The organism is Enterococcus florum, assembly GCF_004309355.1.
Taxonomy (GTDB): domain Bacteria; phylum Bacillota; class Bacilli; order Lactobacillales; family Enterococcaceae; genus Enterococcus_A; species Enterococcus_A florum.
This window is the reverse complement of sequence record NZ_BJCC01000017.1, coordinates 37,629-63,206: the sequence shown is the minus strand read 5'-3', so window position 1 is coordinate 63,206 and position 25,578 is coordinate 37,629. Positions and strand designations below refer to the sequence as shown.

General features: G+C 44.7%; 28 protein-coding genes and 1 riboswitch. Of the genes, 23 read left to right on the top strand and 5 right to left on the bottom strand.

Going from position 1 to position 25,578, the window contains the following annotated elements; translation table 11 throughout:
• The first annotated feature begins 6 nt into the window (after positions 1-6).
• From NRIC_RS11325 to lpdA, 7 genes are all read left to right on the top strand, one after another.
• A complete protein-coding gene (locus NRIC_RS11325) occupies positions 7-741 on the top strand; it encodes an SDR family NAD(P)-dependent oxidoreductase (protein ID WP_146622845.1) in 735 nt (244 codons plus the stop codon).
• The gene (locus tag NRIC_RS11320) at positions 701-1,039 is read left to right on the top strand and encodes a PTS sugar transporter subunit IIB (RefSeq protein ID WP_227873789.1); all 339 of its coding nucleotides are present in this window, start codon (positions 701-703) and stop codon (positions 1,037-1,039) included. The genes NRIC_RS11325 and NRIC_RS11320 overlap by 41 nt, the downstream gene beginning before the upstream one ends.
• A 302-nt stretch (positions 1,040-1,341) precedes the next feature.
• Positions 1,342-2,289 (top strand): sugar-binding transcriptional regulator, encoded by a 948-nt coding sequence (locus NRIC_RS11315; RefSeq protein ID WP_146622819.1) that lies wholly within the window; start codon positions 1,342-1,344, stop codon positions 2,287-2,289.
• 60 nt (positions 2,290-2,349) lie between these two features.
• Positions 2,350-3,351, top strand: a complete 1,002-nt coding sequence (locus NRIC_RS11310; RefSeq protein ID WP_175580066.1) for a thiamine pyrophosphate-dependent dehydrogenase E1 component subunit alpha — start codon at positions 2,350-2,352, stop codon at positions 3,349-3,351.
• Between the two features lie 92 nt (positions 3,352-3,443).
• A complete protein-coding gene (locus NRIC_RS11305) occupies positions 3,444-4,421 on the top strand; it encodes an alpha-ketoacid dehydrogenase subunit beta (protein WP_146622817.1) in 978 nt (325 codons plus the stop codon).
• A gap of 14 nt (positions 4,422-4,435) precedes the next feature.
• Entirely contained in the window at positions 4,436-5,665 is a 1,230-nt protein-coding gene (locus tag NRIC_RS11300; protein WP_146622816.1) for a dihydrolipoamide acetyltransferase family protein, read from the top strand.
• Between the two features lie 31 nt (positions 5,666-5,696).
• Positions 5,697-7,088, top strand: a complete 1,392-nt coding sequence (gene lpdA / locus NRIC_RS11295) for a dihydrolipoyl dehydrogenase (RefSeq protein WP_146622815.1) — start codon at positions 5,697-5,699, stop codon at positions 7,086-7,088.
• Positions 7,089-7,185: 97 nt separating this feature from the next.
• Here the strand turns inward: lpdA and proC are convergent, their stop codons facing one another.
• Complete coding sequence (proC, locus tag NRIC_RS11290; protein WP_146622814.1) at positions 7,186-7,998, bottom strand: pyrroline-5-carboxylate reductase; 813 nt, start codon at positions 7,996-7,998, stop codon at positions 7,186-7,188.
• Between the two features lie 140 nt (positions 7,999-8,138).
• Here proC and NRIC_RS11285 point away from each other — a divergent pair, with 140 nt between their 5' ends.
• The 7 genes from NRIC_RS11285 to NRIC_RS11255 all read left to right on the top strand — a co-directional run bounded on the left by NRIC_RS11285 (position 8,139) and on the right by NRIC_RS11255 (position 17,213).
• On the top strand, positions 8,139-9,101 hold the full coding sequence (locus tag NRIC_RS11285; protein WP_146622813.1) for a helix-turn-helix transcriptional regulator: 963 nt from the start codon (positions 8,139-8,141) through the stop codon (positions 9,099-9,101).
• Entirely contained in the window at positions 9,102-9,398 is a 297-nt protein-coding gene (locus NRIC_RS11280; protein ID WP_146622812.1) for a hypothetical protein, read from the top strand.
• Positions 9,399-9,798: 400 nt separating this feature from the next.
• A complete protein-coding gene (locus NRIC_RS11275) occupies positions 9,799-12,567 on the top strand; it encodes a SpaA isopeptide-forming pilin-related protein (protein WP_175580065.1) in 2,769 nt (922 codons plus the stop codon).
• Positions 12,564-13,277, top strand: a complete 714-nt coding sequence (locus NRIC_RS11270) for a pilin N-terminal domain-containing protein (RefSeq protein ID WP_146622810.1) — start codon at positions 12,564-12,566, stop codon at positions 13,275-13,277. The genes NRIC_RS11275 and NRIC_RS11270 overlap by 4 nt, the downstream gene beginning before the upstream one ends.
• Positions 13,274-14,923 carry a SpaH/EbpB family LPXTG-anchored major pilin gene (locus NRIC_RS11265; RefSeq protein ID WP_146622809.1) on the top strand — a complete coding sequence of 550 codons (1,650 nt, stop codon included), beginning with the start codon at positions 13,274-13,276 and terminating at the stop codon, positions 14,921-14,923. The genes NRIC_RS11270 and NRIC_RS11265 overlap by 4 nt, the downstream gene beginning before the upstream one ends.
• 345 nt (positions 14,924-15,268) lie before the next feature.
• On the top strand, positions 15,269-16,759 hold the full coding sequence (locus NRIC_RS11260; RefSeq protein WP_146622808.1) for an AcpB/EbpR/MafR family transcriptional regulator: 1,491 nt from the start codon (positions 15,269-15,271) through the stop codon (positions 16,757-16,759).
• Between the two features lie 148 nt (positions 16,760-16,907).
• Positions 16,908-17,213, top strand: a complete 306-nt coding sequence (locus tag NRIC_RS11255) for a nucleotide pyrophosphohydrolase (RefSeq protein ID WP_146622807.1) — start codon at positions 16,908-16,910, stop codon at positions 17,211-17,213.
• A 32-nt stretch (positions 17,214-17,245) separates the two neighbouring features.
• Here the strand turns inward: NRIC_RS11255 and gloA2 are convergent, their stop codons facing one another.
• Positions 17,246-17,638, bottom strand: a complete 393-nt coding sequence (gloA2, locus tag NRIC_RS11250; RefSeq protein ID WP_146622806.1) for an SMU1112c/YaeR family gloxylase I-like metalloprotein — start codon at positions 17,636-17,638, stop codon at positions 17,246-17,248.
• Positions 17,639-17,746: 108 nt separating this feature from the next.
• Positions 17,747-17,837: riboswitch (TPP riboswitch) on the top strand.
• A 145-nt stretch (positions 17,838-17,982) separates the two neighbouring features.
• Here gloA2 and thiW point away from each other — a divergent pair.
• The 5 genes from thiW to NRIC_RS11225 all read left to right on the top strand — a co-directional run bounded on the left by thiW (position 17,983) and on the right by NRIC_RS11225 (position 21,640).
• Positions 17,983-18,504: an energy coupling factor transporter S component ThiW gene (gene thiW / locus NRIC_RS11245; RefSeq protein WP_146622805.1), complete on the top strand. Its 522-nt coding sequence runs from the start codon at positions 17,983-17,985 to the stop codon at positions 18,502-18,504.
• The gene (gene thiM, locus NRIC_RS11240; RefSeq protein WP_146622804.1) at positions 18,497-19,318 is read left to right on the top strand and encodes a hydroxyethylthiazole kinase; all 822 of its coding nucleotides are present in this window, start codon (positions 18,497-18,499) and stop codon (positions 19,316-19,318) included. The genes thiW and thiM overlap by 8 nt, the downstream gene beginning before the upstream one ends.
• On the top strand, positions 19,315-19,944 hold the full coding sequence (thiE, locus tag NRIC_RS11235) for a thiamine phosphate synthase (protein WP_146622803.1): 630 nt from the start codon (positions 19,315-19,317) through the stop codon (positions 19,942-19,944). The genes thiM and thiE overlap by 4 nt, the downstream gene beginning before the upstream one ends.
• 119 nt (positions 19,945-20,063) lie before the next feature.
• On the top strand, positions 20,064-20,987 hold the full coding sequence (locus tag NRIC_RS11230) for a magnesium transporter CorA family protein (protein WP_146622802.1): 924 nt from the start codon (positions 20,064-20,066) through the stop codon (positions 20,985-20,987).
• 80 nt (positions 20,988-21,067) lie between these two features.
• Complete coding sequence (locus NRIC_RS11225; protein WP_146622801.1) at positions 21,068-21,640, top strand: phosphatase PAP2 family protein; 573 nt, start codon at positions 21,068-21,070, stop codon at positions 21,638-21,640.
• Positions 21,641-21,704: 64 nt separating this feature from the next.
• Here the strand turns inward: NRIC_RS11225 and NRIC_RS11220 are convergent, their stop codons facing one another.
• From NRIC_RS11220 to NRIC_RS11210, 3 genes are read right to left on the bottom strand one after another with little or no spacing between them, the layout of a single operon-like run.
• Entirely contained in the window at positions 21,705-21,965 is a 261-nt protein-coding gene (locus tag NRIC_RS11220) for a hypothetical protein (RefSeq protein WP_146622800.1), read from the bottom strand.
• A 43-nt stretch (positions 21,966-22,008) separates the two neighbouring features.
• A complete protein-coding gene (locus NRIC_RS11215; RefSeq protein WP_146622799.1) occupies positions 22,009-22,419 on the bottom strand; it encodes a hypothetical protein in 411 nt (136 codons plus the stop codon).
• Positions 22,416-22,856 carry a LytTR family DNA-binding domain-containing protein gene (locus NRIC_RS11210; RefSeq protein ID WP_146622798.1) on the bottom strand — a complete coding sequence of 147 codons (441 nt, stop codon included), beginning with the start codon at positions 22,854-22,856 and terminating at the stop codon, positions 22,416-22,418. The genes NRIC_RS11215 and NRIC_RS11210 overlap by 4 nt, the downstream gene beginning before the upstream one ends.
• Positions 22,857-23,054: 198 nt before the next feature.
• On the opposite strand from NRIC_RS11210, the gene NRIC_RS11205 reads away from it, so the two are divergent.
• The 4 genes from NRIC_RS11205 (at position 23,055) to NRIC_RS11190 (ending at position 25,548) form a co-directional block, all read left to right on the top strand.
• Positions 23,055-23,459, top strand: a complete 405-nt coding sequence (locus NRIC_RS11205; protein WP_146622797.1) for a VOC family protein — start codon at positions 23,055-23,057, stop codon at positions 23,457-23,459.
• Between the two features lie 130 nt (positions 23,460-23,589).
• Positions 23,590-24,111, top strand: coding sequence for a DUF3788 domain-containing protein (locus NRIC_RS11200; RefSeq protein ID WP_146622796.1), 522 nt, complete (start codon positions 23,590-23,592; stop codon positions 24,109-24,111).
• The gene (locus NRIC_RS11195) at positions 24,041-24,511 is read left to right on the top strand and encodes a GyrI-like domain-containing protein (RefSeq protein WP_146622795.1); all 471 of its coding nucleotides are present in this window, start codon (positions 24,041-24,043) and stop codon (positions 24,509-24,511) included. The genes NRIC_RS11200 and NRIC_RS11195 overlap by 71 nt, the downstream gene beginning before the upstream one ends.
• Positions 24,512-24,597: 86 nt before the next feature.
• The gene (locus NRIC_RS11190) at positions 24,598-25,548 is read left to right on the top strand and encodes a nucleoside hydrolase (RefSeq protein ID WP_146622794.1); all 951 of its coding nucleotides are present in this window, start codon (positions 24,598-24,600) and stop codon (positions 25,546-25,548) included.
• Positions 25,549-25,578: the final 30 nt, after the last annotated feature.

Here is a 25,578-nt window from a genome sequence, read left to right as displayed (position 1 = left end):
GGTGAAATGCAAGGAAAGGTTGCTGTAGTGACGGGTGCTGCGAAAGGAATCGGCAAAGCGATCGCTGAGCGGTTCGCTCGCGAAGGGGCCTATACTGTAATCGTCGATTTTGATCGTGAGGTGGGTGAGAAAACCGCACAGGAATTTTCTGCCTATGCTCGTTCGGAATTTGTCCATGCGGATGTCAGTCGCTTTGATGATCTTGCTCAGGTACGTGAGACCGTTTTCGATCATTTTGGACGAGTAGATGTGCTGGTGGTCAATGCGGGGATCAGTTATCTGCATACGGTTGAAGAGATATCAATCGAGGAATGGCAGCGGGTGCTGAAAATCAATTTGGACGGGTCATTTTATACGATCAAAGCCTTTTATAACGATTTTCTTTCCAACCAAGGCAAGATCATCTTTATCACATCCGGTTCTGGGATCACAGGAACAGGCGGCGGCGCGCATTATGCTTCGTCGAAGGCAGGACAGCACGGCTTGATGCGAACGATCTCCAAAGAGCTAGGGCCAAAGGGAGTCAATGTGAACGCAGTGGCACCTCGGGTGATTCAAACAGATATTTTGGATCATTTGTATCCGGATGAGGCCAGTCGCGCAGAATTAGTGAAAAAAATTCCGATCCGTCGTTTTGGACAGCCAGAGGATATTGCCAATCTGACCTTTTTCTTGGCTAGTCCGGAAAGTTCTTATATTCATGGACAAATTATGTTGGCAGACGGCGGTCGAACGTACTAATTACAGTAAAGAAGGAGACTCTATGAAAACAATTTTAGTGGCAGCGGGTACATCAGATAACAAGCGTAATTTTGCTGTAAATTATATTCAAGACTATCTTAGCCAAAAAGGAATAGACGTCAATGTATATGGCAAAAGTATTTATGAAGTAGAAACGGTTGATCCAGATGTGGATGCCGTTGTAGTCATCGGACAGCCTAAATTTACTACCGAGGTTCCCGTAATCGATGGAACTCCGTTTATTACTAAGTTTGGAATGGAAGGCTGCTGTGATAAAGTAATCGAAGCATTGACGTAACAAGCTGCATGCAAAGCCATTGAGACCAGAAGTACGCTTTAGAGGCGGCTTACAACAGGGATCAATGGCTTTTGTTGTCTCAAAAAAGCCGGAACATTTGTGACTGGCAGCATTCATTTGGGAACATCCACCAAATATGAACGAAAATCCGATGATAGCGTTGACAATGGATTGAAAGCCACCTACTATTGAGGTGTAACATATGTCACGTTATAGAACATATGTTAAAAGGTGAACAAAGTGTTAGATTCAAACTCGTTCAATCAGGATGCCAATTCAAATGAAGATACAGGAGGGACAACATGAGCTACTCGGATGATCGAAGATTGTTAGTAGAAATTGCTTCGATGTATTACGAAGAAGGAGCTAAACAATCCGAGGTTGCAAAAAAATTCAATATCAGCCGTTCATTGGTATCAAAGTATCTGTCAAAAGCTCGAGACTTAGGATTAGTGGAAATTATCATTCATGATGATCTCGCACATCCATACCGGATGCTGGAAGAGAAGATCATGGAGCAATATGGCATGAAGGAAGTCATTTGCATCGCTCCGACTGGAGTAGAGATGCTGAACAAACGAATTGGAATTACCGCCGCAAAATACTTGGCACGTATTTTACAGCCGAATCAGAAGATCGGCGTTTCTGCAGGAACCGTCGTGCATGAAGCAGCGATGAATTTTTCGCAAAAGAATCAAATGGAAAACCTTAGCTTTTTGCCATTGGTTGGAGGCATGGGGCAGCAGCACATGGCACTGCAGGCCAACGTGGTCTGCGAGTTGTTTGCTAAAAAATGCGACGGGCGAGCGGTTGAACTGCATGCACCGATCACCGTGGATTCAGCAGAAGCTAAACGAGTGTTCATGGAGCAGTCATTTATCAAAAATGTGTTTGACGAAGCCAAAAGTGTCGATGTTGCCTTGGTAGGGATTGGTGGGTTGCCGGCCTACTCTACGATGACCAAAACGTATTTGTTAGCGGATTCCGATCATCTGCGGACAGAATTGTCGGAACGCAAAGTGACCGGAGATATTTGCTACAACTTTATTGACAAGGATGGCCAGTTGGCAGAGTGCACTTGGAACGAACGGGTGTTGGCGATCAATTTAGATGATTTGAAGAAGATCCCGTTGCGGATTGGTGTTTCTGGGGGAAAAGAGAAGTCAGAGGGAATTCGAGCAGCGCTCAGAGGCGGCTTGGTCAATGTATTGATCACTGATGAAGAGACTGCCAAGAAATTATTGGATTAGCGCTAAGTTTTGCTTGGGCAGAACTAGTTATAGATGAATGAAAGAAAAGGAGCGTAAATTATGTCAGAGACAACAAAAATGTCCGTGCCAAATCGTGCAGGTTTGACTGATGAAGACTTGAAAAAAGTCTACAGAACAATGTGGGAAATTCGCTATTTCGATGAAAAAGTGGATCAGCTGTTTGCGAAAGGATTGATCCATGGAACGACGCACTTGGCAGTTGGGCAAGAGTCTTCCTCAGCAGGAAGCGGAGCGGTTCTAAGAAAAACAGATTGGATCACTGCTACCCATCGAGGACATGGACAAACGATCGCTAAAGGCTGCAACGTCAATGAAATGATGGCGGAATTATTTGGAAGAACGACTGGAACGAACAACGGAAAAGGCGGGTCCATGCATATCGCCGATTTAGATACAGGAAATCTAGGCGCAAACGGCATCGTTGGCGGCGGTTTTCCAATTGCTACAGGGGCAGCTTTGACTGCCAAGATGAAGGGCTTGGATAATGTAGCTCTGGCTTATGCAGGGGACGGCTCTACTAATGAAGGAAGCTTCCATGAAGCGGTTAACTTGGCAGCGATCTGGGATTTGCCAGTGGTTTATTTTATCGAAAACAATCAATACGGCATGAGTGGTCCGTTTAAAACCATGATGAGAGTGGACCAGTTGTCTGAACGAGCAAAAGCTTATGGAATCGAAGGGATTACGATCGACGGCAACGACTTGATTGAAGTCATCAATACGACCTACGATGCCGTAGAGAAAGCTCGGCGTGGAGAAGGACCGACCTTGATCGAAGCAATGACGTATCGCTGGAAGGGCCATTCAAAATCGGATGCCAAGAAATACCGAACCAAAGAGGAAGAAGAAGATTGGCGTAAAAACCGTGATCCAATCAAGCTGGCAAAAGAAAAATTTGTTGCTGCTGGATTGTTTACGGAAGAAGAAGCAGAAACAATTCGGGTAGAATCCAAGCAAGCGATTGAAGATGCCGTGAAGTTTGCGGAAGAGAGCCCAATGCCAGAAATGGAAAGTATGTACGAAGATGTTTACTCAGATTAACCCATTGCTGAGGCGATGAAAAGTATAGGAAGAATGAAAATCATTTTTCGAGAAAATGATTGCCCTAGTAACGAAATAGGAGGAGCAAGTTGATGAGAGAAATCACTTATTCAGAAGCAGTAAGAGAAGCTATGTCAGAAGCAATGCGTGAAAATGAAGACGTCTTTTTGATGGGCGAAGATATTGGGATCTATGGAGGGGCCTTTGGGGTCAGCCGCGGCATGTTTGAAGAATTTGGCGAAGAACGAATCCGTTCGACCCCAATCGCGGAATCGGTGATCGCTGGAGCCTCTGTCGGCGCAGCAATGACTGGGATGCGTCCGATTTTTGAAATTCAGTTTTCTGATTTTATTACGATCGCGTTGGATCAAATCGTGAACCAGGCAGCTAAGATCCGTTATATGTATGGCGGAAAAGCCAAGATTCCTTTGGTAATGCGGACACCAGGCGGTTCTGGTACCGGAGCAGCCGCACAGCACTCCCAAAGTTTAGAAAACTGGACGGCTCATATTCCGGGTCTGAAGGTCATCCAGCCGGCAACTGCGTATGACGCAAAAGGATTGCTGCATGCAGCAATCGAAGATGACAATCCGGTTATGTTTTATGAACACAAGCTATGTTACCGCACCTCTTCGGATGTGCCGGAAGGAAAATACACGATTCCGATCGGCGTAGCGGATATCAAACGAGAAGGGTCAGATATCTCTGTTGTTGCTACCGGCATTATGGTTCACAAAGCTTTGGAAGCGGCTGATATTTTGGCAGAAGAAGGCATCAATATTGAAGTCGTCGACCCAAGAACCTTGGTACCATTAGATAAAGAAACGATTGTAGATTCAGTTATGAAAACCGGCAAGGCTGTTGTGGTGACAGAAGCAGTCAAGCGCAGCGGATTTAGTGCAGAGTTAGCCAGTGTGATCGCAGAAAGCGAATCCTTTGATTTTCTGGATGCACCGATCGTCCGTTTGGCAGGCAAAGAAATTCCGATGCCGTACCATCCTGAGCTAGAAAGAAAAGCAGTGCCGCAAGTCGAAGATATTGTTGAAGCTTGTCGCGAACTGATGGCATAAAGGAGGAGAAAAGCATGGCACACGAGGTTTTAATGCCGAAATTGAGCTCAACGATGGATGTTGGAACGATCACGACCTGGTTGAAAAATGAAGGCGACCCGGTTGAAGTCGGCGAAGCGATCTTCGAAGTAATGACGGATAAAATCGCCATCGAAGTTGAAGCGTATGATGAAGGAATTCTATTAAAGAAATACATTGGTGATGATGAGAGTGCACCGGTCAATTCAGTCATTGCCTATATTGGCGAAGCTGGGGAAGAAGTTCCAGCTGAGATGCCATCTGGCGAAGAAGCACCAAAAGAAGCACCGAAAGAAGAAGCAGCTGTTGAAACGAAAGAAGAGAAATCAGCAGCAGCACGAGAACCGGCTAAGGTAGATACGAAAAATATTCGCGCCACTCCGGCAGCACGTCGAATCGCACGTGAAAAGGGAATCGATCTGCAGAAGGTCAATGGGTCAGGTCCCAAAGGCCGTATTCAGGCACAGGACGTTGCAAATTACCAAGAACAGCCGGCCGCTGCTGCGAATCCTGTTGCAGCAGACACCAGTGAGTTGATTCCTTGGAGCGGGATGCGTAAAGCAATCGCCGATAAGATGTCTGCCAGCAAAACCACGATTCCGCATGTCACGATGAATGCTGAAGTGGATATGACTAAGGTCAAAGAGCTTAGAGGACAATTGCTGCCGATGGTGGAAGAACAAACCTCGGAACGGATATCCTTCTTGGAAATCATTATGAAAGCAACGATGGTTGCGTTGAAGGCGCACCCTGAATTCAACGCTCATGGGTTGGACGAAGGCATTCGCCAGTTTAAAGAAATCAACATGGGTGTTGCCGTAGCTGTCTCAGAAGGCTTGGTGGTTCCTGTTGTTCACCATGCGGATTCAATGGGATTGAGTGCATTGACGCAGGCAGTCAAAGAAGTAACCGGCAAAGCACGCAATGGCCAGTTGACGCCATCTGAAATGAGTGGAGGAACCTTCACGGTCAGCTCGTTAGGACGAAGCAAGGTGAAAGAATTCAACCCAATCATCAATGCGCCAGAAGTAGCGATCTTAGGCGTTGGCGGGATGTACGACAAAGTAGTGGTTGAGCAGACCGAAGAAGGACCACAGGTAAAAAGGGTTTCTGCGCTAAATCTATGCTTATCTTTTGACCACCGTGTCGTAGATGGTGCACCAGCATCAGAATTTTTAAGTATGATCGTTGAATTGCTGGAGAACCCAATGAGTTTGCTGCTGTAACCAAATAGAACAAAATGGAGTGGAGAGAAACATGACGAAGAAAACCGATACAGTAGTCATTGGTGCAGGTCCTGGAGGATATGTCGCAGCGATTCGCGCCGCTCAATTAGGTCAAAAAGTTACGGTGATCGAGGCGGAGCATGTGGGCGGCGTTTGTCTGAACGTGGGCTGTATTCCTTCAAAAGCATTGATCACCGCAGGACATCGTTACCAAGAAGCAAAGGATTCTGCGTTTTTAGGCTTAAAAACCAAAGAAGTCGAGCTTGATTTTGAGCAGACTCAAAAGTGGAAAAATGAAAAAGTCGTAAAAACACTGACTTCGGGAGTGGCGATGCTGCTGAAGAAGAATGGTGCTGAAGTGATCGAAGGTCGGGCCAGCTTTACAGGGAAAAATTCATTGGCGATCCAAACAAAAAAGGGACCCGAAAAACTGGAATTTAAGCATGCGATCATCGCAACAGGCAGTCGTCCGATCGAAATTCCCGGTTTTGCATTCGGTGGTCGAATCTTGGACTCGACTGGCGGTCTGAACTTAAAAAAAGTTCCGAAAAAGCTGATCATCATCGGCGGCGGTATCGTAGGCTCCGAATTAGGCGGCGCTTATGCCAATTTGGGCTCCGAAGTAACGATTATTGAGGGAACACCAAGTATTTTGCCGAATTTTGAAAAAGACATTCAGCAGCTGGTAACTAAAAAATTCCAACAAAGAGGCTTGCAGATTTTTACGGATGCCAAAGCAAAAAAAGCGGAAGAAACTGCTAACGGTGTCCTCGTGGAATTTGAGACGAAAGGCAAAACACAAAAGATCGAGGCAGATTATGTCATGGTCACTGTTGGAAGACGGCCAAATACAGATGATCTTGGGTTAGAAAGAGCAGGTGTCAACGTTGGTGACCGTGGCTTGGTCACAGTGGATGAACAATATCGAACGACCACAAAATCGATTTTCGCTATCGGTGACATCGTTCCGGGATTGGCATTGGCCCATAAAGCCAGCTATGAAGCAAAGATCGCGGCGGAAGTGATCGCTGGGAAAAACGTTGCCAAAGATTATCGTGCGATCCCGTCGATCTGCTTTACGGATCCAGAGGTAGCGACAGTCGGGTATACCCTTGCTGAGGCTAAGGAAAAAGGAATCAAGGCCAAAACAGCGAATTTTCCAATGCAGGCCAATGGCCGAGCATTGTCGCTAAATGCGACGGAAGGCTTTGTACGATTGGTTTTCGAAGAAGAAACAGAATTGCTGCTAGGGGCTCAGATCGTAGGCGTTAATGCCAGTGATTTGATCGCGGAGATCACGTTGGCCATCGAATCGTTTTTAACGATTGAAGATATCGCGTTAACGATCCATGGACATCCGACGCTTTCTGAGATGGTGATGGATGCAACTGAAGTAGGACTAGGGTTGCCGATTCATATGTAAAAAGAAGAACAAGAAGAACCCTGAAAAAATCGGGGTTCTTCTTGTTTGAGGCGTAAAACAAGAAATGGCGATGGACCAGTTGCGACCTCAGTTTTGATTATTTTTGATTCAATTCTTGGTCTCTTTGGATCGTTGCATCGATGCCTTTGATCACGGTGGCGATAAACGCATTGTTTTCCAGCTCAACTAACCCGGCAACGGTCGTTCCTCCAGGAGAGCTGACCCGATCGATCAGGGTCCAAGGATTTTCGTTGCTGTCTTTCAACATTTCCGCACTGCCTAACACCGCTTGTGTGGCCATCTCCAAAGCGATATCCTTAGGCAGCCCGTTTTTCACTGCAGCCCGAGCCATCGAATCGATAAATAGAAACGCATACGCAGGAGAACTGCCGGCGATTGCGGTAAAGATCGAGAAGTATTGTTCGTCTAAAGGCCAAGCTTTTCCGATTGCATTGAATAGAGCGATGACTGTCTCTACGTCGTCTTTGGTCGCAAATGAATTGCCGCAGACGGCAGCCGCGCCTTGTCCAACTAGCGCGTTCACGTTTGGCATCACTCGAACGATACGAATGGGCTGATCGGTCTTGAATACGTCATAGAGAGCTTCTGTGCTGGTACCAGCAGCGATCGAGACCACTAATGGCTGGTTTGCTAAAATCGCTGATTTTGCCTCTTCTAAGACACCTTTGATCACATTTGGTTTGACTGCCAAGATCAAAAGATCAACGGTTTGGATCAGTTCCAGGGGATCAATAACTGCATGCGCACCGAGTTGGTCGGCAAATGTTTGTACTTTTTCTGTAGCGATGTCGTAAAGATAAAGATCATTCGCCTGGCTAAAGCCGTTTTTAACAACACCTTCGGCAATCGCTGAAGCCATATTACCAGCTCCGATAAATCCAATTTTCATAGGTTCCCTCCTAAATTATACAAAAAAGTGTTTCAATCAATGATTGGTGTTATAATGATAAAGCTATTATACGGTCTTATTCTAGGAATAAAAATAGTGTAGATAAAGAAAAACGTGTTCATTTGTAAGGAGATGCTGGAATGGTCTATTTCAAGGAAGCCCATTATGAAGCTTTTTATCAATTTCTCGCGTCTTTAGATTGCTACCTTCAGGATGACCAGGCGATGCAAAAAGAAGTGCAGGCATTTCAAACCAACGTCAAACGGGAGATTGCTGCCTTTGTGACGTTGCAGGCCAAAGGAGCCATTGAGATCCCCACCGGTTATACTAGAATCATTTATCTTTTAGACGGTGAGGCAATAGTAGAAGTAGATGGAACCGCCAGAAAGTATGAGGCTGGCCATTTGTTTTTAGTGAACCCGCCAACATCGGTGCGCTACGAAGTCAGTGATAGAGAAACGGCGATCGTGACTTTTTATTTCAAGGCAGGGTACTTTTCCGACTCGCTGTTGACACAATTTTCTGAAGAGCGGGAGCTGTATCGTTTTTTTGTGGAAGCCGTTCGCGAGGAATTTCATCAGATCAGCCGTTATCGGATCTATTGCTGTCCCGCGACATCTGATATTCATGTTTATTCGTTATTGCTGCTGAAGCAAATAGTTAAAATGTGCTATTTCAATAATAAAGTAACAAAGGCCGCTTTTGTTCTTTTGATCGTCGAGATCGCTCAGCTTCACGAGCATGCGCTGATTCAAAAAGATGACTATGTTGCTAAAAATCAGCTGATCGAAGAGGTACTAGCTTATTTAGACCTACATATCCAAACGATCACTTTGGAGAAAGCCGCCGCTTATTTTCATTTTCATCCCAATTACCTTTCTGCACGGTTAAAGGAAAAAACCGGAAGGACCTTTACGGAAATCCTCATGGAAAAAAGAATTGTTTTGGCGCAGGATTACTTAGTACACACAGAATTACCGATTCATGAAATCGTCGAATACTTAGGATATCGAGACAAGGCGTTTTTCTATAAGAAATTTAAGAAGTCTACTGGGATGACCCCGCGGCAATATCGCCTGCTGAACAAAAAGGGAGCTGTTTGAATGTACAAGGAATTGTTTCAAGAGATGAACATTACAGTCATAGAGCTGCCGGTCGAAATAGTAGAAAATCGACCGATCTACAGCGCTTTTCTTCGCGAACTACCCTTTATCGCAGAAGAGGCAGCGACTAAAAAAGAGCTGTATCGCCGCTTAATGGAAAACTACCAATCGTATGTCGCGCTTCAACCGGAAGAGGAAAAACAAACATCCTTGCAGCTGACACCCAAGCAGCTGATGAAGTATTACGATGGGGAAACCTTTGATGGCTTTTCCCTGTTTGATCAGTTAACGAATTGAAATGAACAAAAAGAGAAGTAAATAAGAGAAGGCTGACTGGTGACTATCAGACAGCCTTTTTTTGCGGATTCAGCAAGCAGAGTGGATAAAATAATAAAAAAACTTTAGTTATATTAATGTTACTGCTTGAAGTTATCTTTTTGCGATTTTTTTATTATAAAAACTGGTGAACATTATTTTTTAAGAAAAAAATATGTGTAAATTGAATATTTAGAATGCTTAATAAAAATAAACGAAAATGATTAATAACAACGCAAAACGATTTGTTTATTTGTTTAAAAACTTGATTTAATATTAAAATAACTAGCTATTCGAAAAATAAAAATAAGATATTTTTCGTTAATTTAGGTAAAATAAATAGTTGTAGTAGATGAGAAATAAATGGGAGGTATTTTATGGAATGAGAAGACTGCGAATAGGAATCACCCTCGTATTCCTTATTCCGATTTTTCTAAGTTTGTGGCCAATGAAAGTAGGGGCAGCCAATCGAGGAATAGGCTGTATGGCAGAAGGTGAAGGAATTCCACCCCAATCTGAGGTGCTTTCTTCTAGTAAGACCTATGAATCAATGTATAACAATAAGGTACCCGTATATAAATCAGATGCCGGGACATATCCTGCGTATGCTTGGCAGCCGTCTGATCAGGTCAACGTCCTTAACCATCAAGGCGGCATAGCCAATCAGAGTAGTTGGGACGGCCTGGAAAGCTGGGATGTATCACAAGACGATCACACAAACTCCTATATTCATTATGGAGATGATCCGAGCTCGCCCAATCTTTCGTTAAGAAAATATCTTTCAGAAACAGACACAGAACATGAGTTTACTGTCAAAGTGAACGTTCGGGGGAATACGACCTATCGACCGGGGCTGGATATTCTGTTTTTGCTGGACAATTCGGATTCAATGGACCCTAACAATGAGAATCCAGAGACCACACGAAAGCGAAATGCCGAGCGAGCATTGGATAAACTTATTGCCGAATTAAAGAAGGTACATGTTCCTTCGGCAGAAAACATTCGTATTGGTGGACATATTTTTTCTGATTACACGAACAATGCCTGGGGCTCTGCGCATCTAGGCGGAAAAAACACCTTCGAACTTTCGAATGATCCGAGGCAGTGGGATGCTTTGGTAAAAGAATACAAGACAGCGACAGCAATGGGAGCTACGTTTACTCAACGGGGATTGCAGGAAGCAAAAGATATGTTTGACGCGGCTGGAGGATCCGGACGAAAAAAAATGTTGTTTATCTTGACTGACGGATCGCCAAATTTAAGCTGGAAGCCAACGAGTTATCAAGAAGATGAGAACATCTATTATGACAACTGGCGGCTGATCAAGAATGATTCAGGTTCAAAAGGGAATTACAAAAAAGGGGAATTTCTCGGCGGAAAAACCTATGTTACGAAAATTGTTCCTGCTTATGCAGGGCGAATAAACAGCCATATCACTCCAGCAAATTCTACGGCCATGGATTTAAAAGATTCAGGGATCGAGATCCATACGATTTCCTTGAATATTACTCGTCATCTAAGTGAGGTCCATCCAAACTCAGAATTGATTCGCGGCTTGTACAAGCTTTCTACCAAGAAGGCCAATGCAACAAGCACGCCTCATCAGGATACAGCGGAAGACTATTTGTTCCACAATGTAGAAAACCAAAATGAGCTGGTGGACTATTTTAAGGAGTGGTACCAGACCATCATCCGTACCGTTGACAAAGGAGAGATCACGGATCCATTAGGTGATATGGTTGAACTGGTTGGAACACCGCAGATCCGGCAAGTCCACACCGATCAGCAAGTCGCGATCGACCCGATGCCTACGGTGCAGCTTTCTTCTGATCGGCGGACAATCAAGGTTGAAAATCTCAATTTAACTGCCAACCAAGAGATCGAAATGTCGTACCGAATACGATTAAAAACGGACGATCCTGGATTTATTTCCGGCCATTGGTATCAAGCGAATAAGCGGACGATTTTACAGCCGACACCGGAGCGCTCAAAGGATCAACTAGATTTTGGCATTCCTTCTGTAAAAGCAGAAACGGAAACTTTTACAATTCTGGTTAAAAAAACATGGGTAGACAAGTTCAATGGGACAGAGGATTATTTTGGACTTCGAGCACCAGTAATTGACGCCATTTTGCAGAAAAAAACAGGCAGTGAATGGAGAGATATTACTCAGGTGCAGTTACACGCTGAGAATCAGTGGCAAGCTACATTTGACGACATCCCGGCTGGCAGCGACCATACCTACCGCGTGATTGAAAAGGTGGAGGGCCGCGACAGGGTCTACGGCTACGGCAGTCCCAGCTACAATCATCCGACCTTCACCTCAAAGACAATGGGAAGTGAAGGGATTCAAATAACCAACAGCTTGCTGACGACAGACTACCTGTTCACCAAGCTTAGAGGAGACAGCAATACTCCTTTTATCGGGGATGACAAACCACAGTTTACCGTGACACGGATGGAGAACGGAATCGTTGCTGCTGCAACGGTTAAACCGGATCACAAGGGAGACGTTTATCTGCCAGACTTGCCGATCGGAAGCTACAAGGTGGAAGAAACGCAGGTTCCTGCCGGCTACCAAAAAATGCCTGACTTCGAAATTATCGTCACTGAATCCAGTGACGGAAGAAGCGTAGAAGCGGCAGTTGAAGGAATTACGAATCCGCATATTGTTAAAAATCAGAAGAGGACTCTTACGTTGGTTGTTCATAAGGTGGATGACCGAAAGCAACCTCTTCAGGGAGCGAATTTTCAACTAAATGGTCCAGACAACTATGAAAAAGCGCAGCTGGACGGGCCAACCTTTACGTTTGAAAATCTATCATTGGGAACCTATCGACTGACTGAAACCAAAACGCCTGTCGGCTACATCGGTATGAAGGATGCTTTGAAATTCGAACTTTACGTGTTGGATGGCAAATACTATGTGAGAGGGTTGGAGAATCATCCGTCTGTTGTTGCGTATGATGAAACTGAGGAGAATAACCAACTAGCGATCACAATCAGAAACGACATGGTGAAGCGGCCTTTGCCCAATACTGGTGGTATCGGTAGGAAAGATATCTTAGCGAAAGCTTTGTTGTTTCTAGGAGCTGGAAGTGGCCTAGGTTTTGGATTGATTGTTTTGAACAAAAGGAAGGGAATACGATGAAAAAAGTAAGAAGGCTTTTTTTTGGCTGCCTCCTCCTCATGATTGCAAGTATCCAGTCACCGATGATGCCAGCAGCCGCATCAGAACTTGATCCGGCTGCTGACGTTCAAGTGTCGATACATACAAAGCTAGAAGGGGAAGAAACGGTTGAGGGGATCGAAAATCTTACGTTTACAGTTTATGATTTGACGTCTTGGCGACACACCAACAATCTGTCAGAAAAGGCGGCAAAGGAATTTTTACTGGATCAGCAAGCAACGAAAGAAAAAATGGCAGCATTTATTGCCAAAGAGCAATTAAGAAAAGTCAATGAATTGCCAATCAGCGTCGATGCTGAGGGGAAGGCATGTTTGACTCTGCCACGATTTCTGCAAGAACAAGATGCGGGGTACTTGCTGATCGCTGAAGGGGAAACAGGTCAACATCAGCTCGTGCCGATCGTTCTTTTTCTGCCACAATACGATGTTAACGGAAAAACAGAGAATTGGGCGATCGAGATCCACGGCAAGCACACAACAAAAATTTCAACTGAGAAGCCAAAAGAACTTCCGGCAACGAAAGCAACAGGGAATAAAGACGTACAAACAAATACAAGCAAGCGGCTTCCTCAAACCAATGAGGTTCTCGAAAATGGTGCTGTATTCGGTGGGCTGCTGATTTTAGTAGGGGCGCTAGGTCTCAAACAACAAACAAGGAGGAAAAATAAATGAAAAAGAAAACAAAAGTTGTTCGATGGGTCACTGCAATGATATGCTTGATTCCTTTACTGGCAGGAGTATTCCATTCTGGAGCAGCAGCTTCTGCAGCAGAAGAAACAGTAAAAGTAACCTTGCACAAGAAAAAGATGGATGAGTTTCCAACAAAACCGATCCAAAATACCGGTGAATTGATGCCAGGCATGGACCAGTATGAAGGGTTGCCGGGCGTAAAATTTACGGCTTGGGACATTACGGCTGATTTTTATAAGGAATTGGACGAACAATTAGACGGTTCAGAAACTAAAGCGGAGTACAAAGAGAAAATTCAACAGCTGATGAAGGATTATGTTTTTTCTGATATGAGAGCTGCGAAGGCTGGAGATGCAATCACCGACGATGCTGGCGATGCTGTTTTTAAAAGTTTAGTAAAAAGAGCGGCTGACGGGACTTACAAAGTGTATTACTTTGAAGAAGAAATGCCGACTGGAGCGACGGCGCATGCCAATCCAACCATTTTGGTACTGCCAATGATGAGCGGGGAAAATGAATTGAATGAAGTTCATTTATATCCGAAAAATAAAATTGCCGGAGAAGTTGGAAAAGAATTGCTGGATGAAGATGGAGATGCTTTGCCTGACGCACCGGACGATTACTATGGTTATGAAGTCGGCAAACTGATCAACTACCGTGCGACCTTTACGATGCCCAATCAAATCGGAGAAATTATTGAGAAGGATGGGAAAAATCAGACACGCTATGCCCGTCTGATCCTTAAAGATGAGTTGAACAAAACCGGTGTGAAGTTCGAAGGAATTTTCAAAATCGCGATTGGCGGGACTGACTTAACAGATGCGCAAAAGTCGGCCTTTTTAGCCAATTTCGTGGAAGAGTACAAAAACACAGATAGTCCCTATGCTGGAAATGCCGGATTCACGTTGACGGCTAAGTTAAACGCGGAAAATGCCACTGACAATGCAGAAGAATTCAACAAGTCAAAACAAACCGCTGAGTTTTTAAGCCAGTACAAAGGGAAGAAAGTAGAAATTTACTATGGCGTATCGATGACCGAGCATACACCTGTCGATGTTGAGATCGACAATGATTTTGCGGTTCAATTGACGCAGGATGATCAATCCGAGGAATGGACGATCGATCCAACCGAGCAGCCGCCATCAATCGGTGTCGGCGGTCATAAATTCCATAAACACGAGGATGGAAAAGAGACACAGGGTCTGGGTGGAGCAGAATTTGTTGTCATCAAACAAGCAGACAGCAAAACCTATTACATGACACTGGATGCAGTAAAAAATGTTGGCTGGACAGAATACACGACTCGCGAGGACATGATGAAAAACGCAGCCAAAATCGTTTCTGCAAATGATGGAAAAGTAGTTGTTAGCGGACTGGCAGCGGGCTCATATGCACTGCGCGAGGTCAAAGCACCGAATGGATTCCAGCTATTAGAAGAAGACGTGGACTTTGTGATCCAGTCAGGGTCTTACGACGATGAGACTGCCTTAAACATTCCAAACGTATCGCAAGGCGGTTTCCTGCCTTCAACCGGGGGAATGGGGATCCTTGCATTTATTATCGTTGGATCCGCATTGATGCTAGGAGCAGTTATTAACTACCGACGCACCCAAGATCATGCCATTTAACGAAAATTGGATCATCGAAAACGATCATGTCGAGGGCATGGTCGTTTTTCTTATGAATTCAGCGGTAAATTCTCATGAATAAAATAAAAAAATCGAAGAACTGAAAAATACAATAACATAGAAAGTGTTTATCATTTATGTGGTTAAGGGTAAAATAATTTGGGTGAAAGACGGATAACACATAACACTTTTTGATTTTTTAGCAAAAAATGATGATAAGGTGGCATGCATCTCATTTTTTTACACCTGTATTCTTAGAGAATAAGTTTGAGAATTCATTTACAAAGTCACGATTTTTTGCTACTCTCAAGTTGTAAGGGTAGCTGATTTAAGGGGGAGATAGGCATGGACTTTCGTGAAATTCTAGGAACCAGCAACAGACGTCGATTATCTCTGATTGAACTACTGTATTATAAAAAAGAAGGCTTGCCAAGTGACCAACTGCTTAATGAATTGGATTGTTCTCTGCCGATATTGCTAAACGATGTGAAATTAGTCAATGAGCAGCAAGACAGCTTTTTCATCGAAAAATACAAAGGCCTATACAGACTGACCATCATAGGCCGTGTAAGTATCGGAAAACTATACGCCGAAACCTTGATCAACTCACCAGAATTCCAAATCATAGAACAATTATTATATGAAGAATGCGACAATATCACTTCATTGGCAGAACGACTGTTTCTAAGTGTCTCCAACACACAACGCTATTTGAAAAAAGCGGAAAGTGCGTTGGCGAAGGCGGGAATTCGCCTGCATTATCGACCACTTCGTTTGGAAGGAAAAGAAAGTGTGATCCGCCATTTCTTCTACCGCTACTACATCGAAAAGCAAAATGCCTTTGAAAATGTCCTGCCGATGCTGAAGGATTACCAGTTTGAAACGATCGAGAAATTTATTGTGGAATTTATCAATATCAATAAATTGTACAAAAAGTACATTTTCCAAAAACGCCTGATCTACAATATTTATGTTAGTTTATGGCGGATCAAAAATGGACATGAATACCCAAAAGAGGAGCTTCGAACCAATGCTTTGGAGTTGCCTTCTAAAGAAGTCTGCAATGGACTCAGCAGTACGGCATCGGAATTGTTCCGTTTGCATCTGACAGATGACATCATGCGTGATTGTTTATGGCTGCAGTTTTCAGATTGTGTCATCTTTAGTAACGAACATCGAAACAACGCCTTGCAAGACAACCCAAGATACCGCAAGCTGTTCAATCAACACATGGAATTGGTCGAACGCTATAACGGGCTGATCGGTGAAGCAATGGGGACACAGCAATTGATTGATTTAAATACGGTTCTCATGAACGATTGCTACATGTATGAACCAGATGGCGAATTTTTCGCGATCATTCGCAGAAGCCGTCAAAGATTTATCGCGGTGGTCTCGATCATGCACAAGCATGCAGTAGAGCAAATCGATAAAATCGTTAGAGAATTCGTGCATCAGCATCAGATCTATCAGAGCGAAGACTTTATCATGAACTATATTTATTTACTGCTGACCGGTGACGTAGACAGCTTAGAGCTGTTGGCTAAACGGAAAAGAAACTTGCGTCTCTTGCTGCTGTCGGATTTGACGCCAACAGAAGAAGAATTTATTGCAAAGCACATCAAAGGGATCGTTTATGGAAACTACGAAATTTTCTTCTTTGAAAGTGTGGTCGATGGCAATGACGGCATGTACACAGAAATGCTGAATTACGATGCGCTTCTGACGACTGGTTCGGTGGAAGGCTTGCCGGATGATTTTCCAGTGATTATGATGGACCCGTATGTCACGCCTGATTCCATCATCCAAATTCAAAATTTGGTGAACGAATTATAGCAAAAGGGTTTGTTTCAGTCATATTAGTGCTTGTTAGTAAAGACAAAGTTGAAAAAACGATGTGTTTTTGAAGGACAATGGCAGCGTATGTCATTGTCCTTTTTTGGCGGATTCTATGATAAGATGGGAACAGAAAAGAGGGGGTAGCATGAACAGTATGGAAAAAATCAATCAGTTTCGTGATGATCGAGACTGGCGACAATTTCATCAAGAAAAGGATCTGGCTTTGTCGATCACTTTAGAAGCAGCAGAATTGTTGGAGCTGTTTCAGTGGAAGACATCTGAAGAGGCCAAAGAACAGCCGGAACGATTGAAAGAGGAATTGGCAGATGTCCTGATTTATTCTTATATGATGGCGGATAACTTGGGCTTTGACATTGATGAGATCATTGACGAGAAGCTGAAGAAAAATGCGCTCAAATACCCGATCGAACAGAGCAAGGGGCAACGCTAAAGGACTGCTCAGTGACACAGCCGAGCAGTCCTTTATTCATGCAATTCCAACGGCAATCCATCTGGATCAAAGAAAAAAGTCATTTTTTCGCCAGTGAAGTCATCGGTGCGAATGGGTTCGCAGCTGACACCGTGTTTTTCTAAATAAGCCACGGCAGCCTCAATATCATTGGTTTTAAATGCCAGGTGGCGCAACCCGCTGGCCTCTGGAAAGCTAGGGCGCTGGGGTGGATTTTTGACGCCGAAAATCTCCAATTCTGCGCCATTGGCTAAACGAAGATCTAATTTATAATCTTGACGTTCTGCACGGTAATTTTCGCGAAGGATCGGCAAACGCAAAATATCAACGTAAAAGTGTTTGGTGCGCGGATAATCAGACGCGATGAGGGCAACATGGTGAATCGTCGTAAAATCAGGTGAAGACATTTCAGGACTCCTTTCTATTTTCAATTAAGAATAGCACAGGAATCCGAAGAAATCTGCCGCTTTGTCTGTTAAAATAAAAAAAGGTATGTTATACTCTAATCAATTTCATAGAAACATTTGGGGTGCTTGAATAGCTGAGATGATACCCATTGAACCTGAAACAGTTAGAACTGGCGAAGGGAAATGTCCTTGACTGATCCATTCGTCCGACCATTTTTTGGCCGGACTTTTTTTCTGAAAGACTCCTTTGCCGTTCAATGGGAACCGGAAGGGAGTTTTTTCGTGTTTATAAAATCTGTGCAGCTGCAGGAGGTCGCCTCACGACTAGAACGGGAGGAAGAAGGATGCAAAAAGATCGATTGCAAAAAATGATGATGCTGGCTATGATGATCGCACTGGATGTGGTATTGTCACCGTTGTTTCGAATTGAGGGGATGGCTCCGATGTCCAGTGTAATGAATGTGATCGCCGGTGTGCTGTTGGGTCCATTCCACGCGCTAGTCATGGCGTTCTTTTGCGGGGTGATCCGCATGCTGCTGTTAGGAATACCGCCGTTGGCTTTGACAGGAGCAGTCTTTGGTGCTTTTTTTGCTGGTGTGTTTTACCGTTGGACAGGTAAGATCTATGGATCGATGATCGGAGAGATCATTGGGACGGGGATCATTGGTTCTTTGCTGTCTTATCCAGTGATGGTGTGGTTCACCGGCAGCCAGCAGGGGATGTACTGGCTGATTTATACGCCAAGATTCATCGGAGCGACCTTGATCGGGTCAGCAGCAGCTTATTTTGTATTGACCGTATTGAAACAGACCACGGTTTTCCGCCGTTGCCAGCAATTATTTGGAGGAGTGAAGATCAATGAATGAACTTGCGAAAAGAGTCCAGCCTATTTTTCCGCTGCAAAAGTCTCCCTTAGTCCAATGCATTACGAATGAAATCACCTGCGAATCAATGGCCAATGCGCTGCTGTATATAGGCGCTAAGCCAGTAATGGCGGATGATGCGCGAGAATTTCCAGCATTTTTCCAACAAACGGACAGCTTGCTGCTCAATTTAGGACACATCTCGCCTCAACGCGAGAACAATATTTTGGAGGCCGGACGCTATGCTCGAGTGAAGAAAAAGCCGACGGTCGTTGACCTTGTTGGGTTAGCTGCCAGTCCTTTGCGTCAAGAAATGGCTGAAAAATTGCTGGCGTATCACCCGAATGTGGTCAAGGGAAATAGTTCAGAGATGCGTGCACTCTGTCAAATCGAAAGTCATGGGCGCGGAGTCGACGGCAGTTCGCTGGATCAATCGGAAGAAGCGATCCACGAATTGGTTGAGGCTTTGAAAAAATTAACCGAAGAATATCCGGAAACCACCTTTTTAGCAACAGGAGCTATCGATGTCGTTGTTCAAAAGGAGCAAGCAGTGTTGTTGAAAAACGGGGTTGAAGAATTGGATTGCTTTACTGGAACAGGAGATATTGTTGGAGCTATCGTGGCGGCATTGTTAGGTGTCGGACTGCCTGAATGGGAAGCAGTTGTTGGGGGAGTAAGCTATTTTAATTGCTGCGGTGAGAAGGCTAAGGAATTGGTGCCGGCAGGATTGGCCAATTTTCGACAAGCTGTGTTGAATCAGCTGTCGCTCTTGATGGCTACCGATTGGTACAATGATGTAAAGGGGAGCTGGCAATGAACAAGGAAGCATTGACATTGTATTTGGTGACGGAGCGGTATGATTTTAGTGATGAGAAATTTTTGGCGATCCTGGAGACGGCATGTCAAGCGGGAGTGACGCTCGTTCAGCTGAGAGAAAAAACGGCAACGACTCATCGCTTTTATGAGTTGGCGGTCAAAGTCAAAGCAGTGACCGACCGTTACGGCATTCCGTTGATTATTAATGATCGAATCGATATTTGCTTGGCGGTTGATGCGGCAGGGGTGCATATTGGGGATGATGAGCTTCCCGTCGAGGTGGCTCGCCGACTGATTGGCCCTGACAGATGGCTGGGGGTTTCTTCCAAGACTGTGACCCGGAGCCTTGAAGCACAACAGGCTGGAGCGGATTATTTAGGTGTCGGCGCGATCTTTCCAACCAAAACCAAGGATTCCGCATTGACGCCGGTGACAACCTTAAAAACCATTACGGCGCAGGTGTCAATTCCGGTGGTAGCTATCGGAGGGATCAATACAGAGAACATTTCGCAGCTGGAAGACAGCGGAGCCGCGGGAGTCTCTGTCGTCAGCTGCATCATGAAGGCGGAAGACGTTTTTGAAAAGGTGAAGCAGCTCCATCGAGAAAGTCAACGAGTACTTTACTAAACTAAAAAGAAGGTCTCTGGTCAAAAGAGGCCTTCTTTTTAACGAGTCGTCAAAACCAATCTTGCCAAAGGAATGCGATATACTAGCTATGAAAGAAACTAGTACAAGAGGTGAGCAGAATGCGTTCGGAGGAAAGGTTGGAGGTCAGTGAAAAAAAGTGGCGCGTGACCAGTATTCTTTTGCCTTCTCCAAAAGAAATCGATGACTATGAAAAACAATATGATTTGCCAAGAGATGTGTTCACGCTACATCATTTTACAGAAGAGGTGTCACGGGTCGAACGATTGGAATCGGAAGTGCTTGGAGAGTGTCTCAGCTTGGTGATGGTCAACTATCGGGAAGAAAAGGATGTATCGGCTACTGTTGAAGAAGCCTTGTTTCCCGTCTCACTGATTTTCTCGGAAAACCAGCTGCTGATTGTTACGCAGGAACAAGACAGCATGACCGAGATCAAACGATTGTTCAAAGTCTCTGAAGGCGATATCCCGCAATTTTTGGTTGCTTACATTTTAGAGTCGTATACGTATTTCTTGCATGCGTTGAAGAAACAAAAGCAAATGATCGATCAGGTCAATGAGGCGGCGAAAAACAGCACAGAGAAGGATACCCTGCTGCTGCTAAGAGACATCGAAAAAAATTTAGTTTATCTGGAACACACCTTGGATGACCAGAAGCACACGACGGATATTATTCTGGAAAATGAATCGGTTATCGAGCAGGTCTCCAAGGAACGGTTGAATGATGTGACGGTCAGCTGTCGGCGCGTCGAAAAAATGGTCCATCTTTACCGTGGATTGGTCGATTCGACCAGCGGCATGGTCTCAGCCCTGATGGACAACACGCTGAATCACCTGATGAAATACCTTGATTCAGCTGCGTTGATCATTTCGATTCCTACCTTGATCTTTAGTCTTTGGGGCATCAACACAGGTGGCTTGATCGGCAAGGATTCTGTACTTGGCTCCATAGGTGTGGTGTTTCTGGCAGTTATAGCTACCCTGATTGCAATGATTTTTTTACGGCGTAAAGATTATATGAGCTAATGGGAAAAATTTGGATGACCTGTGTTACGATAAAGGTGTAGGGAAGACTGTCCAAGGGGTGGCAAAAAGGGGGAAGACGAATGTTTACAGGTGCTGTCGTTTTTTTCGCAGGCTTTTTGTTGGTAATGGTATTGGTCAAAGGGAAGCGGATCCAGACTTGGGATGTGGCGTTCTCGAGAAAGGTGATTCTGCAGCGTAAAGTCTGGCTGACGAAGGTGTTTTTATTTTTTACAAGGGCAGGAAAAGCTCTGCCAACACTGGCAGTCTGCGGGCTATTGATTGTCGTGCCGCTTACCCGCAATACAGTGGCATTAAATGTTGGAATCAGTGTTATGGCGACTTCAGGACTTGTGTTTTTGATAAAGCGCTTGTACAAACGGGAACGGCCAAAAGGGGATCGGCTGGTGGAAGAAACCGACCACAGCTTTCCCAGCGGACATGCCGCAACGGCTGTGACGCTCTATGGCAGTTTGTTTTTAAACGGGTATTTGGTGTTGGGGATTTCGATTTGGTTTCTGTCAGCGGCACTGTTGCTGGGCTTTCTAATTGGATTCAGTCGTGTCTATTTGGGGGTTCATTACTTTACAGATGTGTTAGGCGGCTGGTTTATCGGCGGGTTTGTCGCAATACTAGTCGCGTTGTGGATGGTATAAAAAGCAGCAGAATAAGGAGATTGTTCTCCTGCTCTGCTGATTTTTTGTATCATGGGTCCGGCAATCAAATCCGGCGCCGCCCCAAGCATCGTCGCTTCCAGCCCACGAGCTGTTGTTTTTCCAAATGTCCCGATGGTGGTAATAGACAGAATCGCCTTGCATAGTTTTTCTTTTTCAACAGAACCTGCCAAAGGGTCAGTGTCCCAACTGCAAAGGAAAAATCGTAGCAGCGGGTCGATCGTTCTTTCCGTATTTTTTTCTTAGAGAGTTGTTCGCCGTTTTCTGCGCGAAACAACTCTTTTGCTTCTTCGGTCATCAAGTTCATGGCCAGAGCATCTGGAAGGGTATCCTTGAGTGGCTTTTCAAGACTATTTTTTGATTTGATTCAGCTCCTTTGCCAACCGTTGCTGCTGATAGCGGGAGTAAAAATAAAATCCGAGGGTATGTCCGATCAAGGTCAGTCCGAGGATCGGAAAAAAGTAAGGGCGAACGATCGAAAAAAGGTAGCTGGAAAATAAATAAAGTGCTAGAAATCCCCCCAAGGTATTAAGAACGGAACTGATCAAAATATTGGTACGTGCTTGGAAGGTTGAATAGTTCCAAAGGTAAGGGTAGCTGACCCCAAAAATGAAGCCTAACAACCCACCGATGGAAAAAAGCTTCCAAACAAAGCTCAAAGGAATCATCTGCTGCCGATAAAATAAGCTGGTTAATGCGGTGATCCATAGTGTGCTGCCAAGTGCAGCCTGCATAAAATTATTTTTTAATTCTCTGATCATCGAAATCTCTCCTTGATTTGTTTTGCGTAGTGACGGCTGACGATGTAGGTGTTTCCCGTTTTCGTCTGCACTTCCAGACGTGCATGCTGACCCGCAGCAAAGGATGCCGCATGGGTCAAATTTAAAATCGTTGAATTGTTGATGCGGAACAATTGCTGCTGCTCCAGATCACCCAATTCCTTTAGCTTCTTCGACAGGAAAAAACGTTCTCCTGCAGTCGTACAGATCTTACTTTGATGACCCATGGCAGTGATCGTTTCGATCAAGGGGACCGCCAGCAATTTTGTCCGGTTGTTTTTTGGATCGATCACTGAAATCGTTGTGGAATGCTGCAGTGTTTGTTCTAGTTGTTTTAGTTTCTCGCGGTTGAACGGATGGCTGATGACATCTATTTCGTTTACCGCCTTTTCCTGCTGCCAAATGTAATTAAAAATCATTGTGTGCTCCCTCCTGAAACCAGCATACTTGGTTTTCTGCTCTTTTTCATACTACTATTTGTTTTGTTGCAAAAAAAGCTGATTTTGTTGCAAAAGATGGATCGATCTTTTCTTTAGAGGAATACACAACCATGAAACGAATCAGTTGACTGTTGGCCGACTTTGATGGATGATGAACGGACAGAAAGGGTGAAAAACATGACTACTATGGTTTTTGTGAATTTTCCAGTGGCCGATCTAGACCGTTCGATCGCGTTTTATGAAGCACTCGGATTTAAAATGAACAAAGCGTTTTCGACCCCTGAAGCAAGTGCTGTCGTTTGGGACGATCATTTTTGGGTGATGCTGTTGACACATGACTTTTACCAACAATTTATTCAAGACAAGACGATTGCGGATCCGCATACCACGAGTCAGGCGTTGATTGCTTTTAGCATGGACAGTGCAGAAGAGGTGCGCAGGTTTGCAGAAGCAGCCAAACAAAATGGCGGGAATTACTACCATATTGATATGGGGATCCCAGAAGATCAGATGTTTGGTCTGGAGGTACAGGATCCAGATGGAAATATCTTGGAACCAAATTGGATGAACATGAGTAATTGAAACAACGCTATGCAGGAGCTGGCTTTTTGGAGTCAGCTTCTTTTTTTGACAAAAAAGAGCATAGAGAGACAAGCCGGAAGGATTAAAAAAGGCTACACTAGAACGAAAGCAGCAGAAAGGAAAGATCGATATGAAGTGGTGCCAACGTTTTGCAAAAGAACAACAACCGACATTTTTGGAAATGACAGAATTTATTCAGAACCCTCTCTGGAAGACCTTTCACCAGTATTTGCAGGCGGCCTACGAGACGCAGCCTCAATTTGCTTATAGCGGCTGCTCCATGCGGCCGGGATGGAATGTCAAGTACAGCAAAGCAGGAAAATCCTTGTGCACGCTGTATCCTGAAACAGGCCGCTTTACTGCATTGATCGTTGTAGGGCGCAAAGAGATGCCGCAGGCGGAAGAAATCTTGCCGGTATTGACACTCGAAACACAGGAACTGTTCCGTCAAACCAAAACAGGGCAAGGTGCGAAATGGCTGATGCTGTCGATTCACTCAGTTTCTATGCTGGAGGATGCAGTCAAGCTGATTTCTTTGCGCCGAAAGCCAAAACATCAGATAAACATGGAGGATTGTATCAATGAAAATCGCCAAAATAACGCTTTGTCAGCTGCCGGCCAGACACGTAGTCTCTGTGCGGAAAACGATTGACTTTTTCACGGAGTATGGGCCATTGATGGGAGAAGCATTGACAGCAATAAATACGTTGATTGAAAGACAAGAAATCTTTCCCAGTAGCGGACCGATCGTTTGTTTCCATAATGTCGATCTGAAGGCATTGGATGTTGAGATCAGCTTGCAGGTACCAGTAGAAGTACCCGGTTCTGAGCTGGTGGAGAGTAAGGTTTTGCCAGCGCAAACAGTGGTGCGGACTATTGACTGCGGCGCGTATGAAAAGCAAGACTCCACTTTAGAAGCGCTGCTTAAATGGGTGCCAACAAACAATTACCGCGCTGCAGGCGGGATCTACTATCATTACTTGAACGAGGAACGGCAGAAACCAGACGAATGCTTGACGGAAATGTATGTTCCGGTTGAAAAAAGCACATAGACAATTGGCAGAACATCGGGAGAAACTCTTGGATGTTCTGCTTTTTTTCGGATACACTGGAGGTAGCGAATAAACAGGAGGCGCGTATGAAAAAAATCATTTTGGACTTAGATACAGGCATCGATGATGCGTTAGCTTTGGCTTATGTGTTAGGCCAAGAGGCTGAGTTGATCGGGGTCACCACGACCTTCGGCAATGTGCTGGTTGAAAGAGCAACAGAAAACACGTTGGACCTATTAGATCTCTTCGGAAATGAAACGATCCCTGTCTTCGAAGGTGCTGCGCATCCGTGGGGAGCCACAAAGTATCGATTATCTGACTTGGTCTTGCGCGTTCACGGTCAAAATGGGTTAGGCAATGTGGCTCTTCCACGTTCAAAACGAAAAAAGGAGTTGCAAACAGGTAGTCAATTCTTGATCGAGGCAGCCAAGCAATATGGACAAGATTTGATTTTAGTGGCTACCGGACCAATGACGAATTTAGCAGAAGCGATCCAACTGGAAAAAGCAGCCATTGAAACGATCGGTCGTATCGTCATCATGGGCGGTGCACTGACGGTTCCTGGAAACAGTACGAAATTTGCAGAGGCCAATATCTACAACGATCCGTTAGCCGCAAACTATGTTTTAGAAAGTGGTATTCCGGTGACGATCGTCGGTTTGGACGTGACCTTGAAAACACTGATTTCAGGAGCCCCGATACGAGCGTGGAAACAGTCAGAAACCTTTGCAGGAAAAGTGATGGCTCAAATGGCAGAGTATTACTACACCAATGAATATGAAAACCAGGATATCGGCGGTGCCATGCATGATCCGCTGGCAGCAGCGATCGCGCTTGATCCAGCTCTGGCGACGCACCTCCTTCCAATCAATTTGACAGTAGAGACAGCAGGCGTTTCAGCGGGACGTATGATCGGTACGTTGCCTGGTTTACTAGAAACGGAAAAAAATGCGCAGGTCTGTTTGGATATCGATTCGGATACGTTCATCTCACGCTTTGTTCAAACCGTCGATCAAGTAATAAAACAAGCGGAGTAAGTCCTTTTGAGCAGGACAGTGTGATTGCGC

Bases quoted from the DNA above. Each gene is read 5' to 3' on its own strand.
- NRIC_RS11265 (WP_146622809.1), top strand. From the start codon at position 13,274: ATGAAAAAGAAAACAAAAGTTGTTCGATGGGTCACTGCAATGATATGC.
- NRIC_RS11270 (WP_146622810.1), top strand. From the start codon at position 12,564: ATGAAAAAAGTAAGAAGGCTTTTTTTTGGCTGCCTCCTCCTCATGATT.
- NRIC_RS11190 (WP_146622794.1), top strand. From the start codon at position 24,598: ATGAAAAAAATCATTTTGGACTTAGATACAGGCATCGATGATGCGTTA.
- NRIC_RS11300 (WP_146622816.1), top strand. From the start codon at position 4,436: ATGGCACACGAGGTTTTAATGCCGAAATTGAGCTCAACGATGGATGTT.
- lpdA (WP_146622815.1), top strand. From the start codon at position 5,697: ATGACGAAGAAAACCGATACAGTAGTCATTGGTGCAGGTCCTGGAGGA.
- NRIC_RS11325 (WP_146622845.1), top strand. From the start codon at position 7: ATGCAAGGAAAGGTTGCTGTAGTGACGGGTGCTGCGAAAGGAATCGGC.
- NRIC_RS11215 (WP_146622799.1), bottom strand. From the start codon at position 22,419: ATGATCAGAGAATTAAAAAATAATTTTATGCAGGCTGCACTTGGCAGC.
- thiE (WP_146622803.1), top strand. From the start codon at position 19,315: ATGAACAAGGAAGCATTGACATTGTATTTGGTGACGGAGCGGTATGAT.
- NRIC_RS11255 (WP_146622807.1), top strand. From the start codon at position 16,908: ATGAACAGTATGGAAAAAATCAATCAGTTTCGTGATGATCGAGACTGG.
- NRIC_RS11320 (WP_227873789.1), top strand. From the start codon at position 701: ATGGACAAATTATGTTGGCAGACGGCGGTCGAACGTACTAATTACAGT.
- NRIC_RS11285 (WP_146622813.1), top strand. From the start codon at position 8,139: ATGGTCTATTTCAAGGAAGCCCATTATGAAGCTTTTTATCAATTTCTC.
- gloA2 (WP_146622806.1), bottom strand. From the start codon at position 17,638: ATGTCTTCACCTGATTTTACGACGATTCACCATGTTGCCCTCATCGCG.
- NRIC_RS11225 (WP_146622801.1), top strand. From the start codon at position 21,068: ATGTTTACAGGTGCTGTCGTTTTTTTCGCAGGCTTTTTGTTGGTAATG.
- NRIC_RS11200 (WP_146622796.1), top strand. From the start codon at position 23,590: ATGAAGTGGTGCCAACGTTTTGCAAAAGAACAACAACCGACATTTTTG.
- NRIC_RS11310 (WP_175580066.1), top strand. From the start codon at position 2,350: ATGTCAGAGACAACAAAAATGTCCGTGCCAAATCGTGCAGGTTTGACT.
- NRIC_RS11230 (WP_146622802.1), top strand. From the start codon at position 20,064: ATGCGTTCGGAGGAAAGGTTGGAGGTCAGTGAAAAAAAGTGGCGCGTG.
- thiW (WP_146622805.1), top strand. From the start codon at position 17,983: ATGCAAAAAGATCGATTGCAAAAAATGATGATGCTGGCTATGATGATC.
- NRIC_RS11280 (WP_146622812.1), top strand. From the start codon at position 9,102: ATGTACAAGGAATTGTTTCAAGAGATGAACATTACAGTCATAGAGCTG.
- NRIC_RS11305 (WP_146622817.1), top strand. From the start codon at position 3,444: ATGAGAGAAATCACTTATTCAGAAGCAGTAAGAGAAGCTATGTCAGAA.
- NRIC_RS11210 (WP_146622798.1), bottom strand. From the start codon at position 22,856: ATGATTTTTAATTACATTTGGCAGCAGGAAAAGGCGGTAAACGAAATA.
- NRIC_RS11275 (WP_175580065.1), top strand. From the start codon at position 9,799: ATGAGAAGACTGCGAATAGGAATCACCCTCGTATTCCTTATTCCGATT.
- NRIC_RS11260 (WP_146622808.1), top strand. From the start codon at position 15,269: ATGGACTTTCGTGAAATTCTAGGAACCAGCAACAGACGTCGATTATCT.
- thiM (WP_146622804.1), top strand. From the start codon at position 18,497: ATGAATGAACTTGCGAAAAGAGTCCAGCCTATTTTTCCGCTGCAAAAG.
- NRIC_RS11195 (WP_146622795.1), top strand. From the start codon at position 24,041: ATGAAAATCGCCAAAATAACGCTTTGTCAGCTGCCGGCCAGACACGTA.
- proC (WP_146622814.1), bottom strand. From the start codon at position 7,998: ATGAAAATTGGATTTATCGGAGCTGGTAATATGGCTTCAGCGATTGCC.
- NRIC_RS11205 (WP_146622797.1), top strand. From the start codon at position 23,055: ATGACTACTATGGTTTTTGTGAATTTTCCAGTGGCCGATCTAGACCGT.
- NRIC_RS11220 (WP_146622800.1), bottom strand. From the start codon at position 21,965: ATGAACTTGATGACCGAAGAAGCAAAAGAGTTGTTTCGCGCAGAAAAC.
- NRIC_RS11315 (WP_146622819.1), top strand. From the start codon at position 1,342: ATGAGCTACTCGGATGATCGAAGATTGTTAGTAGAAATTGCTTCGATG.